General features: G+C 57.8%; 12 protein-coding genes. 9 read left to right on the forward strand and 3 right to left on the reverse strand.

Features of this window, described 5'->3' with window-relative positions; all coding sequences use genetic code 11:
• Positions 1–117 precede the first annotated feature (117 nt).
• Both dcm and DXB98_RS07500 read left to right on the forward strand, forming a co-directional pair.
• Positions 118–1293: a DNA (cytosine-5-)-methyltransferase gene (gene dcm, locus DXB98_RS07495; protein ID WP_117743694.1), complete on the forward strand. Its 1176-nt coding sequence runs from the start codon at positions 118–120 to the stop codon at positions 1291–1293.
• Positions 1271–2482 (forward strand): type II restriction endonuclease, encoded by a 1212-nt coding sequence (locus DXB98_RS07500; protein WP_117743695.1) that lies wholly within the window; start codon positions 1271–1273, stop codon positions 2480–2482. Before dcm ends, DXB98_RS07500 begins: the two co-directional genes overlap by 23 nt.
• A 105-nt stretch (positions 2483–2587) precedes the next feature.
• Here DXB98_RS07500 and DXB98_RS07505 read toward each other — a convergent pair whose 3' ends face one another.
• Positions 2588–3997 carry a hypothetical protein gene (locus tag DXB98_RS07505; RefSeq protein ID WP_117743696.1) on the reverse strand — a complete coding sequence of 470 codons (1410 nt, stop codon included), beginning with the start codon at positions 3995–3997 and terminating at the stop codon, positions 2588–2590.
• Between the two features lie 386 nt (positions 3998–4383).
• Between DXB98_RS07505 and DXB98_RS07510 the strand changes: the two genes are divergently transcribed.
• From DXB98_RS07510 to DXB98_RS07520, 3 genes are read left to right on the forward strand one after another with little or no spacing between them, the layout of a single operon-like run.
• Positions 4384–4623 carry a hypothetical protein gene (locus DXB98_RS07510; protein WP_117743697.1) on the forward strand — a complete coding sequence of 80 codons (240 nt, stop codon included), beginning with the start codon at positions 4384–4386 and terminating at the stop codon, positions 4621–4623.
• Between the two features lie 40 nt (positions 4624–4663).
• Positions 4664–5302, forward strand: coding sequence for a metallophosphoesterase (locus DXB98_RS07515; RefSeq protein ID WP_117743698.1), 639 nt, complete (start codon positions 4664–4666; stop codon positions 5300–5302).
• The gene (locus DXB98_RS07520; RefSeq protein WP_233505127.1) at positions 5299–6039 is read left to right on the forward strand and encodes a metallophosphoesterase; all 741 of its coding nucleotides are present in this window, start codon (positions 5299–5301) and stop codon (positions 6037–6039) included. Before DXB98_RS07515 ends, DXB98_RS07520 begins: the two co-directional genes overlap by 4 nt.
• Positions 6040–6075: 36 nt before the next feature.
• On the opposite strand, the gene gluQRS is transcribed toward DXB98_RS07520, so the two are convergent.
• Positions 6076–7248 (reverse strand): tRNA glutamyl-Q(34) synthetase GluQRS, encoded by a 1173-nt coding sequence (gene gluQRS, locus DXB98_RS07525; protein WP_369831390.1) that lies wholly within the window; start codon positions 7246–7248, stop codon positions 6076–6078.
• 691 nt (positions 7249–7939) lie between these two features.
• Between gluQRS and DXB98_RS07530 the strand changes: the two genes are divergently transcribed.
• Positions 7940–9886 (forward strand): DUF2207 domain-containing protein, encoded by a 1947-nt coding sequence (locus DXB98_RS07530; RefSeq protein ID WP_158553176.1) that lies wholly within the window; start codon positions 7940–7942, stop codon positions 9884–9886.
• Positions 9887–9996: 110 nt separating this feature from the next.
• On the opposite strand, the gene DXB98_RS07535 is transcribed toward DXB98_RS07530, so the two are convergent.
• A complete protein-coding gene (locus DXB98_RS07535; RefSeq protein WP_055251276.1) occupies positions 9997–10638 on the reverse strand; it encodes a GNAT family N-acetyltransferase in 642 nt (213 codons plus the stop codon).
• A gap of 276 nt (positions 10639–10914) precedes the next feature.
• On the opposite strand from DXB98_RS07535, the gene purH reads away from it, so the two are divergent.
• From purH to DXB98_RS07550, 3 genes are all read left to right on the forward strand, one after another.
• Entirely contained in the window at positions 10915–12522 is a 1608-nt protein-coding gene (gene purH / locus DXB98_RS07540; protein WP_117735529.1) for a bifunctional phosphoribosylaminoimidazolecarboxamide formyltransferase/IMP cyclohydrolase, read from the forward strand.
• Between the two features lie 246 nt (positions 12523–12768).
• A complete protein-coding gene (locus DXB98_RS07545) occupies positions 12769–13476 on the forward strand; it encodes a hypothetical protein (RefSeq protein WP_233502255.1) in 708 nt (235 codons plus the stop codon).
• A gap of 176 nt (positions 13477–13652) precedes the next feature.
• Complete coding sequence (locus tag DXB98_RS07550) at positions 13653–14324, forward strand: response regulator transcription factor (RefSeq protein WP_117743700.1); 672 nt, start codon at positions 13653–13655, stop codon at positions 14322–14324.
• The last annotated feature ends 1 nt before the right edge of the window (position 14325 follow it).

Genomic DNA, 14325 nt, shown 5'->3' on the forward strand with positions numbered 1-14325 from the left:
GTTACCGTTGAAAGGCGTTGCAACAAAGTGTTGCAACTGCCATGAATCGCGTTTAATCTTGATAACGCTGTGTCAATTAGCGGACAGTCCGTCCGTAGTTTGTTCCGATTGGATAGCATGAAAGACGTTAGGGAAGAGATAACTGCCAAACGCAAGGAGCTCGCGCTGACTCAGAAGGAGTTCGCCGCCGCTCTTGGCATGGGACCTAATGGTGATAGAACCGTCCGGCGTTGGGAGACTGGCGAGACCAGTCCATCTGCTACGGAGCTCACGTTTATACGCTCCCTAGGTTATCGGGCGCCCTTTGCGCAGGGTGATCGGGAGGACGCTCCTTTCACTTACATTGACCTATTTGCAGGTATCGGTGGCATTCGCTTGCCGTTCCAAGAACTTGGTGGCAAGTGCGTTTTTTCTTGTGAGTGGGATAAATATGCACAGAAGACGTACCGCATGAATTACGGTGATCAGCCAGCTGGGGACATTCATGACGTTCGTTCGGACGACATTCCAAAATTTAACGTTTTATTGGCGGGATTTCCGTGCCAGCCATTCTCGCTCGCGGGCGTTTCAAAGAAAAAATCGATGGGACGTGCTACTGGCTTTGAAGACAAGACGCAGGGGACATTATTTTTCGAAGTAGCTCGTATTATTCGCGACAAAAAACCTGATGCTTTCCTGCTGGAAAACGTTAAAAACCTAACGAGTCACGATCGCGGCAAGACCTTCAGGATTATTATGCAGACCCTTAAGGACGAGCTTGGTTACGATGTGCACTACAAGGTTCTTGATAGCAAGAATTGGACTTGCCAGCATCGTGAGCGCATTTACATTGTTGGCTTTAAGAAAAAAACTAATTTTGATTGGGACCAACTAGAGCTTGGGGGCGGTGGGCACACCGTCGGGGAGATTCTTGAAGATGCTCCTGATGATCGATACGTTCTTTCCGACAAACTGTGGGCTTATTTGCGTGCATATAAGGAAAAGCATCAGGCGGCAGGCAACGGCTTTGGCTATAGCACGGTTGGCCCCAATGACACGACAAGGACGCTTTCAGCACGCTATCACAAGGACGGAAGTGAGATTCTTGTTTCACGTGGCGAGGGGAAGAACCCTCGCAAGCTGACTCCGCGTGAATGTGCCCGACTTCAAGGGTTCCCCGATCAATTCATTATTCCGGTTTCGGATACGCAGGCATATCATCAATTTGGTAATTCTGTCACCGTACCGGCTGTGCGAGCAGTGGCCAAGCTGATGATGGGAGCGTATTTCGATGGACTACGGAGTTCTGAGTAGCTATTTTGACGGCGCGGTTGCGAAGAAACTCGTTGCTGTTGATATTGATAGAAAACGCAGCAACCAGCATGAATTCAACGGAACTGCGGAGCTCCGTTCCCTGTTTGGCGACGATGATATAAGAAATATACCGACGACCTTCGTATTTCTTTGCGACGATGCGGACCCTTTGTTTGATCACGGGTTTACGACTTGGTACGACGCGCGCAGGAAACATCCGACTAGGACGGAATACAGGCTCTATTACAACGATAGCGAAGCGATACGAGCCTCGAGAATCGGTGACCTGATGGTCATTGCACCTTCAGACGAGCATGGTCTTCTGATTGTATTTGCTAGACAAGGATCAAATGCCGAGTGCCAATTAAGATGGCTTTTCGGTTTGAACGAAGTTGACGACAGTGGTTTTTCGCGGTCAACCGCAGATGACAGGCGAATAGACTCAATCGCCGCATCCATTCTTGAAGCGATTGGCATCGAAGTTTCGCTTCCCACGTCGGCTGTTACGTATTTGGATGAAATGGTCGAAAAGTTCGGTGATTCTTTTCCCAAAGGGATTGAATTCACGAGGTATTCCATATCGACTTTGGGTGTGCTTGATTGGAGGAGCAACCCCGACAAGTGCCTTCTTGACTGCTATGAGCGAGAAGAGATTCTCTTTAAGGTATTCGAGAGGCATCTGCTTGAGCGCGATTTGGCTCCCTATCTAAGAGGCGATCTCGATGTTGATGGAGTGTTACGGACCACGATGTCAGCTTTCCAGCGGAGGAAATCGCGCGCGGGAACTGCTTTCGAGCATCAACTTGAGTACCTGTTTAAGGGATGGGGCATAAGTTATTCCGCTCAGCCGTATACTGAGGGCAAATCAAAGCCAGATTTCATTATGCCGTCGATCGAGGCTTATAGAAATCCTTTGTATCCTGCCGAGAAGCTGACCATGCTTGGCGCAAAAACGACCGTTAAAGAGCGCTGGCGCCAAGTGTTGGAAGAAGCGGATAGAATTGAAAATAAGCATTTGATTACACTTGATGTGGCGGTGAGCACTGAGTACACGGACTCGATGCGCAGGCATAGTCTCCAACTGGTTGTGCCTCGTCCTGTATTTGGTTCATATACGGCTGAACAGCAAAGCTGGCTAATGGACGTAGGGGAGTTTTGCCAACTACTGGTCGATAAAGAACGACAATAGTTCATTTCTATACCGGAGTTTTACATAGCCAGCTTAATAATAAGCGCGCAAGTGCGTCGGGCATAAATGACGTCCTTGCGCGCCGATGCTTTGCCTAAGTATCCGCTAGCCCATAAGAACTGCGAGCTTCATCGAGTTTTCAACGGCGGTGTAGCTCATAGCGCCCTTGCCGACCTTTTGCGGATCGTAGTCAGATTGCTGAATGACACCGCTGTATTGAGCGACGACATTTTCAAATGCCGGGCTATCGAGGAACTTGTGAGGATCAGTTTTCCAATACACCTTCCCCTGATCATCTGCTTCCATCAATGCGCGGAGGCCACAGACTAGGGGGTAGATAAAGCCATCAGGAACAGGATTGTCCGTTGCCTTTTCAAAGAAGGGAGTTTTGTATTCATTGCGACTATTCTTAAGGCTCTTAACGGCGCCGATTTTTCCGTAGCTTCCTGTTTTGTTGTAGTGCTTGGGGAAACGCGAATAGATTTCATCGTATAGACCGGGAAGGTCCGTAGCCACTTTGAGTGCGCTGAGAACTTGCGGATTCTTGAGTTCGCGGCGCGCTGAACCAGCAGCTTTGCTTACTCGGTCATCCCTCATAAGCTGCAAGAACTTTTCCTGGCACTTCTCCTTGCCGCTATAGACTAGGGGAAGTTGTGGCGCTTCGATGTCGCCAGAGGTGACGTTACTCGAGATGAGCGATAACGGGATCCAAGAGAGTGCGACAAGCTTTCTGGATTCAATGGGGTTGCCGTCGTTGGTTTTCCAGCTGATTTTGGCTGCAAATTCAGGATATTTTTCGGCATAAAGAGCCTTAAAGGAATCGAAAAGACCTTCCTGATTGCCCTTGGTGCCTTGTGTGAGTTGAGCGTTATTGTTGCGAGCGTCGCAGATTTCCAAAAGTGAGGTGCGGAAGTTTTCAACGCAGAGCGCATCGTTTGGGTCGGTTGGAACGAGCAATTCGACAGGAATCGAGAAGTCTAGAGTGCTTATGCCTTTCTCTTTGAGGGCTGCTTTTTCTTCACGGAGAAGTGACAGGTACTCTTCAATATCGGTTCGACGGTTCATCCATGTTTGCTTGAATGAATCCCAGATTGTGACTTCGTTCTTTTTGGGAGGCCGATTGCCAAGCGCATGTTCGGCTTCGCTGAGAATGTAGCTGCCGATTGCGAGTGTGTTGTGGCCGCCGTCAAGAATTCCCTCAACTTCGTCGTGAGAAGCAAAGCTTAGACGATAACGCCCGCGATCAAGGGACTCGTAGCTCGAGGACGCGAGCAGAATTCCCTTTGATTTAAAAGGGAAGAGCTTTTGCGTGGGAGAAAGCTCATCAGCGCGAATGGATGCCTGAATAGCATCGGTCACTGAGCCCAAACGGGAATTGCGGGGGTTGGCATCGAGATCGAGAGTGTCGATAATTTTGATAATGGATTTGGGGGACATCAGCCCGACGATCTTTTTAATGTCTCCAACTTTTTGCTCGTAGCTGTCGGTAAAGCGAACAATAATGTCGGTGCTCATAGCGAAACCCTTTCGTCTAAAGTAGTCAAAACAACAGGCCTGCGCTCTTGGAGTGCCGGAGATTGAAAGGGAGCATCGCTAACAAAAAAGCTGGTCTCCCAGCTCTAGACGAAAGCCATAACGGTGATCGGGCGATATGGTGTTGTGCCTAGAGACATCCGTCTCATCTTCCAGCCCCTATCCAGGAAGCTTGATCGAAGGATCTCACTGACCGAGGAAGAGATCAAGATCTGTGGGCATATAAATCGGGTCCTTCTACGTGAACGGTAGGTAAGCGGCGGTGATCGGTATTTTGTGTCCGCACGACGTGTGACACTTAACCTGCCGTCCTATTCTGCCGCGGCGGTATGAATTTGAACAACGACCCTCTAAGGAGCTCGATACCAATGAGTGACAACACCAAACATCTCGCAAAGAAGTGCGTCAAGGACGCGGGACCGTGCCTTGCGCTGTGCGTAGCCGGCGCAGCGGTCGCGCTGCTGGCTGTTTTGGGGCCATTCGACGTGCTCCGAAGTGCCAGTTCCCTGCACGTTATCATCGCCCTTGCCGCCGCCATGATGACCGGCGGCGTGCTCGATTTGATCTTTTGGGTGCTCGACCCGTTTGGATGGAAGAACGAAGGGTAAGCCCTAAGGGATGGATGCCCCGTAGCGTTAGGAGGTCCCCATGATCTGGTTTACCGGCGATACGCACTTTGGGCACGAGAACATGCTGCGGCTCGCCGACAGGCCTTGGTCGACTGTTGCGCAGATGAACGACGCCATGGTCGCCAACATTAACAGCAAGGTCGCTGCGGATGACGAGCTCTACATCTTGGGCGACTTTAGCTTTAAGATGACGGTTCAAGATGCCTACGAGCTGCGCAAAAGCATTGTCTGCAAGCGTGTCCATCTGCTGCCCGGCAACCACGACAAAGACTGGACGCAGCCTGCGGTGGCGGACGCTTTTATCGTCGAGCCGCCCATTTGCGTGCTCAAGATCGACCGCAAAAAAATCGTGCTGAGCCACTATCCCATGGTCGACTGGCAGGGCATGTCGCACGGCGGGTGGCATCTTCACGGACATATCCACAGCTACGGCGGCGCGTACAACAAGTTCAACCTCAGACAGGGGCTGCTGCGCTATGACGTGGGCGTGGACGCTAACAGTTATGCCCCGGTAAGTCTGGATGAGCTCAAGTTATGGTTTGCGCAGGTAGACGAGCCTGTGCAGTGCGTTAAGTGGCCGTGGTGGGTCAACGCCACGGGCGACGAGCAGATCGAGCACGACCTCGAAGCCTATAAGAGTGAAGTGGTGATCCGATGACGGTCTATGTGACGGGCGATATTCACGGCGGCCTCGACATGCAAAAGCTGCGCGACTGGGATCTTGGGGATAGTTTGACGAGCGACGACTATCTCATCATTGCGGGCGACTTTGGCTTTCCGTGGGATTTCTCTGCCGAGGAATGCGCCGACATCGCTTGGCTGGAGTCGCGCCCCTATACCGTGCTGTTCATCGACGGCAACCACGAGCGTTTCGATCACTGGGCGGAGCGACCCATGGAGTTGTGGCACGGTGGGCTGACTCAGCGCCTGTCGGATACCTCTCCCGTACGGCGCCTGACGCGCGGCGAGGTTTTTGAACTCGATGGCTCAACGATCTTTACCATGGGCGGTGCCACGAGTGTTGACAAGGAATACTGCATACCGTATTCCAGCTGGTGGCCGCAGGAGCTGCCGGACGAGCGCAACTTTGAGGAGGCACGGACAAAGCTCGGCAGCGTGGGCTGGAAGGTCGACTACGTAATCACCCACACTGCTCCACGCGCATGCTTTCGTCCACGTTCTATCCGGCGTCCGGCTGGAATTACCCCGCCGTTGATCGGCTTACGGCATTTTTCGATGAGCTGGAAGATCGCTTGGACTACAAGCGCTGGTATTACGGGCATTTCCATCGGGATGCCAACCCGGCCGAGCGCCATACCGTGCTCTACGACTGCATCGTTCGCCTGGGCGACGAACTCCAGCCCTGGGACGTTGCGTAGGGGCGAGTACGCATGAGCTTCGTGATGAAGCAAGGCTGGCTTGCTAAGGGATTTACTCCCAGGCTGACTTGCGCATGAGTAACGTGTTCGTGGCTTTAGGTACAGGGGAGTCAAGTATTTCGCAAAACGCGTCGAACCCCTCTGGCGAGAGATGGGTTGTTGATACTTTGGCAATGTCGCTATCGAGGTGCTCGTCAGGGTGGGCTGCCGTCTGTTGCATGCCTGTCCTTTCATCCATAACGATGTTCTCCCGGTGCGTGCGGATAACATCCCAGCTAAAGTGCTCGGCCAGTTGCTCGGCGGTACGCGGTATGGTGTCCGGCGCGATGCCCGTTTGTCCGGCGAGCCAGCCCAGCAGCGCTCCGGGCGTGCCAAAGCGGGCGCGGAGTTCACCCAGGTCCAGATCGCGATCACGCTTGGAAAGGCGGCGGCCGTCCGGCGACATGAGCAGCGGAATATGTGCGTAGTGCGGCGTGGGAAGACCCAGCAGATGCTGCAGGTAGATTTGGCGGGGCGTGGAGCCCAGCAGATCGCATCCGCGCACGACCTCGGTGACGCCCATGGCGGCGTCGTCGACCACTACGGCTAGCTGATAGGCAAAAACGCCGTCGCTGCGGCGGACCAAAAAGTCGCCGCACTCGGTGGCGAGTGCTTCGCATTGGGCGCCGTACGTGCGGTCAACAAATTCGACCACGTCGTCGGCGAGGTCATCGACGGCGGGCACGCGCAGGCGTGTGGCCGGGGCGCGCAGAGCACTGCGGCGTGCAACTTCTTCGGCAGAAAGAGCGCGGCAGGCGCCGCGGTAGATGGGCGTGCCGTCGCTGGCGTGCGGCGCGCTTGCGGCGTGGAGCTCGGCGCGCGTGCAAAAGCAGGGATAGGTGAGGCCGGCGTCTTGTAGCCGGTGCAGGGCGTCCTCGTACAAGTCCAGGCGATTGTGCTGGTAGTAGGGGCCTTCGTCCCACTCGAGCCCCAGCCAGGCCAGGTCATCAATCAGTTGAACGGCAAGCTCCGGTCGCTTGCAGCGATCGTCCAGGTCCTCGATGCGCAGCGCGATGCGGCCGCCTTGGCTGCGGGCCGAAAGCCACGCGCACAGGCAGCTGAACACGTTGCCCAGGTGCATGCGGCCCGAGGGCGACGGGGCAAAACGGCCCACGACGGGGGTGGGCTCTGCCGTTGCCGGTGCGTCCGCGGAGTGTGTTGCTATGTTGCGTGTGTTGATATCCATGCGGACGAGTATAGCGCGGGGCGCGGTGGGGGAGACGTTGCCGTGGCCTGCAAGTTGCCGAGGCCGCGCGTTGCGCGTGTCGGACCACCGGCTCGACAGCTCAATCGCCGCCCGCCAGCCCAACCCCTCAAACGACAGAAACCCCGGCAGCTCTTCGCAACTGCCGGGGTTTCCGCGGAAAAGGGGGACATGATCCTCGAGCGAACGGGAAAGGGGCAACCGTTTTCGCTCAACTGCTTTATGCCCCTCGGTTGGCGGCTCAATCAGCACGTGCCGCGCCCACACAAAGCCGCTACACCTGTGACGGTGCTGTGAAGTGGTGTCTATTGCTGGCGCTGGCCATGCCAAGGAGTGTCCCAGACTGCCGGCAGATAAGGAACGTCCCTAACTGCCGGGTGCGGGGAGGGTGACTTTCATCCCGTTTGGCGCTCCGGTTGCCGAGATGTTCAGACTGCCGGCAGATAAGGAACGTCCCTAACTGCCGGGTGCGGGGAGGGTGACTTTCATCCCGTTTGGCGCTCCGGTTGCCGAGATGTTCAGACTGCCGGCAGATAAGGAACGTCCCTAACTGCCGGGTGCGGGGAGGGTGACTTTCATCCCGTTTGGCGCTCCGGTTGCCGAGATGTTCGTCATGAGCGCCCGCAAACGTGGGACAATGACGCTACTGGTATCACAGACAAAGGATGTGCCTATGAACGCCCCCGTTGCCAAGACCTGTCGGCAGCGACACCTGTTTGTGCGATTCGCTTCCGTCTGCGCACTCGTCGCGCTTGCGTTGTTGCTACTGCCTGCCGCCGCGCACGCCGACGGCTACTCCATGACCCAAACCTATATCGGTGCCACGGTTGAAGCCGATGGATCGCTGACCGTTGTCGAGGGACGCCAGTTTGATTTCGACGACGATATCAACGGCGTGTATTGGGATATCAATACGGGCACCAACCAGCAGGGCGGCACGGCGGGCGTCGATGTGCTGAGCGTCGAGGAAGACGATGCCGCGTTTAGCAGGGTCGACTATGCAAACAAAGGCGACAGCGGCGTCTATACGGTTGAGCAGTCCGACGGCAGCGTAAGGATCAAGGTTTTCAGCCCCCACGAGAGCGACGACAGCGCGATCTATTACGTGAGCTACACCATGACCGGTGCGGTTATGAACTGGGCCGATACCGCCGAGCTCTACTGGAAGTTTGTGGGCGACGGCTGGTCCGCGGATTCCGACGATGTCGAGATGGAAGTGCACTTCGCAAATGCCGCTGCCGGGACGGCGGCCGTCAAGGGCGATAACTTCCGCGCATGGGGCCACGGCCCGCTGACGGGCGACGTATCGATCGATGCGGACGAACCCATGGTCACCTACACCATTCCGTGCGTGCACGAGGGCGAATTTGCCGAGGCACGCATCGCCTTCCCCAGCGACTGGGTGCCGCAGCTTGCCGCTTCGGGCGAAGATCGCATGTCAACGATCCTGAGCGAAGAAAAGGAATGGGCCGACGAAGCTAACGCCCGCCGTGAGCACGCGCGTGCGGTTGCCAGCGCGATTGCCGTGGTATGTGTTGTTGTGGCGGTTACCTATACCGGTGTGATCGTGATGCTCAAGCTGCGCAGGCTCAAGCCCAAGCCGCTCTTCCAAGACGAGTACTTCCGCGATGTGCCCTCGGCCGACCATCCCGCGGTGCTTGCAGCTCTTATGAGCTGGAACGACGTGCCCGATCAGGCATATATCGCCACGCTGATGAAGCTGACCGACGACCGCGTGATCAAGCTAGAAGAAGCGACCGAGACCAAGAAGAAGGGTCTGCTCCGTCGCGAAAAAGAGGAGCGGACGTATCGCATCACCGTGACCGACGAGGCCTGGAAGGCTGCCAAGAAGGACGGCATCGATCGCGACGTGCTCAAGGTCTTCTTCGCTGGCGTTAAGCCCGATAAAGACGGCGTCCGTTCGCGCACGTTTAGCGAGCTGGAGGAGTATGCCAGCGAGCGTACTGAATCTGTTGGCGACAAGCTCGAGGACTATCAGAGCACGGTTAAGGGCAAGCTGGAGGAGCGCGAGTTTATCGCATCGGATGGCACTATCGCGATGGTGGCCGGCCTGGTTCTCGGCATCATCATTATCTTTGGCATTTTGGGTTCTCTGTTCTATACCGACTTTGCGGACGCCAACGTCGGTGCCGCTATGATCTCGATCCCCGTCACGATTGTGGGTTTTGTCCTGAGCTGCACCTTCCGCCGTTACACGCCGGAGGGCGCCGAGGTGGCGGCTCGCTGCAAGGCGCTCAAGCATTGGCTCGAGGACTTTACGCGCCTGAAGGAGGCCGTCCCGGGAGATCTGGTGCTGTGGAACAAGCTGCTGGTGATGGGTGTTGCGCTGGGCGTTTCGAAGGAAGTGCTGCGTCAGCTTGCCGAGGCCGTCCCGCCCGAGGTGCGCGAGGCCGATGGCTTCTACGACAATTATCCCTGCTACTGGTGGTATTACCATCATTACGGTACCGAGTCCCCGCTCGATTCGTTTAACGACGTGTATCACGAGACCATCCGCGAGCTGGCTTCGAGTTCCGATAGTTCGAGCGGCGGCGGAGGCGGTGGCTTCTCGGGCGGCGGAGGCGGCGGCGTCGGCGGAGGCGGCGGCGGAACGTTCTAGCGGTCCTAAATTACGGGACGGGCTTTTCTCGACAGCCGTCGGGGAAAGCCCGTCCCTTTCTTATGTGCCGAGATGGGACGTTCTTGAATGACTAGGTGTGGCTACCGGGGTTAGGCGGTTAGGTCCAGCTCGTAGAGGAAGCTTTCGCGCGGCATGTCGTGGCGGCGCTCTTCGCGGTTGGCGCGGTGCGTTGCCGTGCGCTTAAAGCCGTGCAGCTCGTAGAACTTCCACGAGCAGTTGGAGTCGGTGTGCAGGTGCGCCCTCGTCGCTCCGCGTGAGGACAGGTGCGAGACCGCAGCATCGAGCAACACCGAGCCGACGCCCAAGCCATGGACATCGCGATCCACGGCAAGCAGCGTGACCTCGTTGTCGTGTGGCAGGGGGCTGCTTTCGAGCAGACGGTTGTTGGTGCGGATGGTTGCGCGCACAAACGAGAGATACTCGGCGCAGGCATCGGGCTCCAGCTCGCGCATCTGCGATAGCAGCGCGCGCTCGGTATCCATCCAATGTTCCTTGACGGCGGCGCCGGAGCTTTGCCCCGCACGCGCGAGCGCAATGCCGCGCGCCTGGCCGTCGATTACGGCAACCTGCGAAAACGTCGACGACGAAAGGCAATAGGCGAGGTCGCACGCGGCCTCGAGGCGGTTGTACTCATCGTTATCCGAATTGTTATGCCAAAGCTGCTGCAGAATCAGCGCGATGGCGTCGAAGTCTTCGGTGTCAAACGGTCGGTAGAGAACCCGCGAGACCATGGTGCTTCTTTCTTTTGCGGATGCATATCGAGCACAGTTCTACCACGCCATTGGCATCGAATTATGGTGCCCCTGTGTTCCATGAACTCACCGTGCCCGGTGCCGCACCATACCCTCCGCTCGCAAGCTTTTTCTGCACAGGCGTCCGTTGCGGGGTGCATCGATGCGCTCGATGCGCTACATTAAATCAGTATTTTCAATGCCGCTGCGCGAGCGCTGCAGATCGACGTATCACCGACTCACAGAGCACGGCGGCGTACCAGACAGGAGGACTGCATGGGATCTGATGTGAAGATCGCCCGCGCGTTGATCTCGGTTACCGATAAGACGGGCGTCGTCGATTTCGCACGGACGCTGGTCGATGACTTTGGCGTCGAGATCATCTCTACGGGCGGTACGGCTCGTGCTATCGAGGATGCGGGCGTTCCCGTAACCCCCATCGAGGAGTTCACGGGCTATCCCGAGATGATGGACGGCCGCGTTAAGACCCTGCACCCCAAGGTTCACGGCGCGCTGCTGGCCCGCCGCGATTCCGAGCAGCACATGCAGGAGGCGGCTCAGCACGGCATTAAGCTGATCGACCTGGTCGTCGTCAACCTGTACGAGTTCGAGAAGACCGTCGCCAACCCCGAGGTCACCTTTGCGGACGCCATCGAGCACATCGACATCGGCGGTCCCTCCATGCTGCGCTCTGCCGCCAAGAACGCCGCGAGCGTTACCGTCATCTCCGATCCGGCCGACTACGACGCCGTCCTGGCAGAGATGCACGAGACCGGCGGTTGCACCACGCTTTCCACCCGTCGTCGTCTGCAGGTGAAGGTCTACCAGACCACCGCTGCCTACGACACGGCTATCTCTCGTTGGCTTGCCGCCCAGGCAAGCGATGTGGCGGACACCTCTGCCAAGCTCGAGGTTTCGCTCGAGAAGGTCGACGACCTGCGCTATGGCGAGAATCCGCAGCAGAAGGCCACGGTCTACCGCTTTGCCGAGGGCTGCGAGAACTCCGCGAGCTCGCAGTTCCCGCTCGTGGGCTCCGAGCAGGTCCAGGGCAAGCCGCTCAGCTACAACAACTATCTGGACGCCGACGCCGCTTGGAACCTGGTCCGCGAGTTCGACGAGCCTGCCTGCGTGATCCTCAAGCATCAGAACCCCTGCGGTTCCGCCGTTGCCGAGGATATCACGGCTGCCTACGACCGCGCCTTTGCCTGCGATCCCAAGAGCGCCTTTGGCGGCATCATCGCCTGCAACCGCGAGGTTCCCTTTGAGTTGGTTGAGCACTTTGCCGACCAGAACAAGCAGTTCGTCGAGGTCATCATCGCGCCGAGTTACACCGCCGAGGCGCTCGAGCGCATGGCCAAGCGCCCCAACCTGCGCGTGCTGGCAACCGGTGGCGTGGACCACGGCGCCAAGGTGGAGCTGCGCTCCATCGATGGCGGCATGCTGGTGCAGGAGGTCGACCACGTGACCGAGGACCCCGCGACCTTCACGTTCCCCACCGACCGCAAGCCCACCGATGCCGAGATGGCCGAGCTCGAGTTTGCCTGGAAGGTCTGCAAGGGTGTCAAGTCCAACGCCATCCTGGTCTCCAAGGGCAAGGCCGGCATTGGCATGGGCCCGGGTCAGCCCAACCGCGTTGACTCCGCGCTGCTTGCCTGCGAGCGCGCCGAGGACTTCTGCGAGCGTGAGGGCGTGGAGAAGGGCGGCTTTGCCTGCGCAAGCGACGCGTTCTTCCCGTTCCGCGACAACGTCGATGTGCTTGCCGCACACGGCGTGACCTGCATCATCCAGCCCGGCGGCTCCAAGCGCGACGACGAGAGCATCCAGGCCTGCAACGAGCACGGCATCGCGATGGTCTTCACAGGTGCCAGGCATTTTAGGCACTAGGGCTTTCCCAAGAACCCGACCTTGCCCCTCAAACCGTCGCTTGCGTACATTTAGTACGCGGCGCTCCTCTTTCGGGGCAATCTCGGGCACTTGGAAAACCCTTAATGGGATGTTGTTCTATCCCATTAAGCTGATCGGTCGCTTGGCCATATCGTCAAAATAATCTCTGCAAAAGACGGCCGCTCCGTTTGGAGGGCCGTCTTTTTGGTATAAGAGGACGGAATGACTAACACGAAAGGGATGACCATGCCCCAGATTGATGATGCCGAGCTGTTTGGCAATGCCGAGGACCAGCGCGCGTACGAGGACTTTTGCGCCAATCAGGAGGCGGTTGAGAAGTTTACGCTCGACGAGCCCGCGCTCGTGTGCCGTTGGCGCATGTCCAACAAAAAGGTACCCATGCTCAACCGTCACATCCGTGCGCTGTCCGAGCGCTTGGTGCAGGGCGAGCCGCTCACCCATAACATGCTCAGCTGGGCAAAGCAGCACGTTGAGTGGTCGCTTGCCGAGGGCGATTACACCGCGCACGACGGCGTGCTCATGCTAGTGATCGACGTCAACGGCAATGCCGCCATGACGGTGGGCGAGTACGAGCCGCTGGCCGATACTTCGGCCAAGGCGCTGCGTGCCCGCTCTGCCGAGGCCCGCTCCGAGGCCGACGAAACCGGCGTGGCGCCCGAGTTGCTCGCTTCCGTCAACGACGGAGAGCTGGCCTTTGTGGCGCCGGCGGACGAGTGCCTGTGCGGTACGGCGACGCTCATCGAGCAGCTGGCCCAGACCAAGGGCATCTCGGTCACGCGTGTAGACATTCCCGCGCAGCTCAAGGGTGCTTTGTTTCTGGTGAGCGACGAGCACGGCGTGGTTCCCGCTGCCGATGCCGACGCTGCCGAGGCGGACGCTGCTATGGTCACCTTCTTCGCCGACGGTTACGAAAAGCTCCGCGCCCGCCGCTAAATGATTTTTCTGGCGCGGGGATTTTATAATCATTTGATCCCCGCACCCGTTGCGAGCGAGGGCGAGTCGGACCTTTCGTTCGCGAACAGTTCTGTCACCTTGTTGCCGCGCGAGGCGCGTGCCGGCGACTTCGCGGCAATAATGGCTGTAAGACAACTAAGAGGGGAGCGGAATCCATGGCGCTGATCTATATCGTTGAGGACGACGAGCCCATTCGTCGCGAGCTTGCTGACATCCTTGCCCGTGCTGGTTTTGAGGTCGAGGCCTGCGAATCGTTTGAGCATGTCTCGCGCGATATTCTCGCTGCCGTGCCCGACCTGGTGCTGCTCGATCTCACGCTTCCTGTCAAAGATGGCCAGCACATCTGCCACGAAGTCCGCCGCGAGTCCGAGGTCCCCATCATCGTCCTTACGTCGCGCACGACCGAAATCGACGAGGTCATGGCAATGACACTCGGCGCAGACGACTTTATTTCCAAGCCCTATAGCGCGCGCGTGCTCGTGGCGCGCATCAACGCGCTGCTGCGCCGCACCACGTCGGCAGGCGAGCGCAGCACCATGGTCCACAAGGGGTTGGAGCTCGACCTTGCCCGCTCCACGGTCACCAATACGGCAACCGGTGACAGTACCGAGCTCACCAAAAACGAACTGCGCATTCTCTCGCTGCTCTTGGGTCGCGCGGGCAAGATCGTCTCGCGCTCGGCCATCATGCAGGACCTGTGGGATTCCGATGCCTTCGTGGACGACAACACGCTCACCGTCAATATCAATCGCCTGCGTGCGACGCTCGACAAGATCGGCGTCAAGGGGTACCTCACCACGCACCGCGGCCAAGGCTATTCGGTTTAGG

Source organism: Collinsella sp. OM07-12 (assembly GCF_003438275.1).
Classification (GTDB): Bacteria; Actinomycetota; Coriobacteriia; order Coriobacteriales; family Coriobacteriaceae; genus Collinsella.

What these genes read in the sequence shown, in the direction of transcription:
- DXB98_RS07505 (WP_117743696.1), bottom strand. Translation starts at nt 3,997, where the DNA reads ATGAGCACCGACATTATTGTTCGCTTTACCGACAGCTACGAGCAAAAA.
- DXB98_RS07520 (WP_233505127.1), top strand. Translation starts at nt 5,299, where the DNA reads ATGACGGTCTATGTGACGGGCGATATTCACGGCGGCCTCGACATGCAA.
- DXB98_RS07545 (WP_233502255.1), top strand. Translation starts at nt 12,769, where the DNA reads ATGCCCCAGATTGATGATGCCGAGCTGTTTGGCAATGCCGAGGACCAG.
- dcm (WP_117743694.1), top strand. Translation starts at nt 118, where the DNA reads ATGAAAGACGTTAGGGAAGAGATAACTGCCAAACGCAAGGAGCTCGCG.
- DXB98_RS07515 (WP_117743698.1), top strand. Translation starts at nt 4,664, where the DNA reads ATGATCTGGTTTACCGGCGATACGCACTTTGGGCACGAGAACATGCTG.
- DXB98_RS07535 (WP_055251276.1), bottom strand. Translation starts at nt 10,638, where the DNA reads ATGGTCTCGCGGGTTCTCTACCGACCGTTTGACACCGAAGACTTCGAC.
- DXB98_RS07550 (WP_117743700.1), top strand. Translation starts at nt 13,653, where the DNA reads ATGGCGCTGATCTATATCGTTGAGGACGACGAGCCCATTCGTCGCGAG.
- purH (WP_117735529.1), top strand. Translation starts at nt 10,915, where the DNA reads ATGGGATCTGATGTGAAGATCGCCCGCGCGTTGATCTCGGTTACCGAT.
- gluQRS (WP_369831390.1), bottom strand. Translation starts at nt 7,248, where the DNA reads ATGGATATCAACACACGCAACATAGCAACACACTCCGCGGACGCACCG.
- DXB98_RS07500 (WP_117743695.1), top strand. Translation starts at nt 1,271, where the DNA reads ATGGACTACGGAGTTCTGAGTAGCTATTTTGACGGCGCGGTTGCGAAG.
- DXB98_RS07530 (WP_158553176.1), top strand. Translation starts at nt 7,940, where the DNA reads ATGAACGCCCCCGTTGCCAAGACCTGTCGGCAGCGACACCTGTTTGTG.
- DXB98_RS07510 (WP_117743697.1), top strand. Translation starts at nt 4,384, where the DNA reads ATGAGTGACAACACCAAACATCTCGCAAAGAAGTGCGTCAAGGACGCG.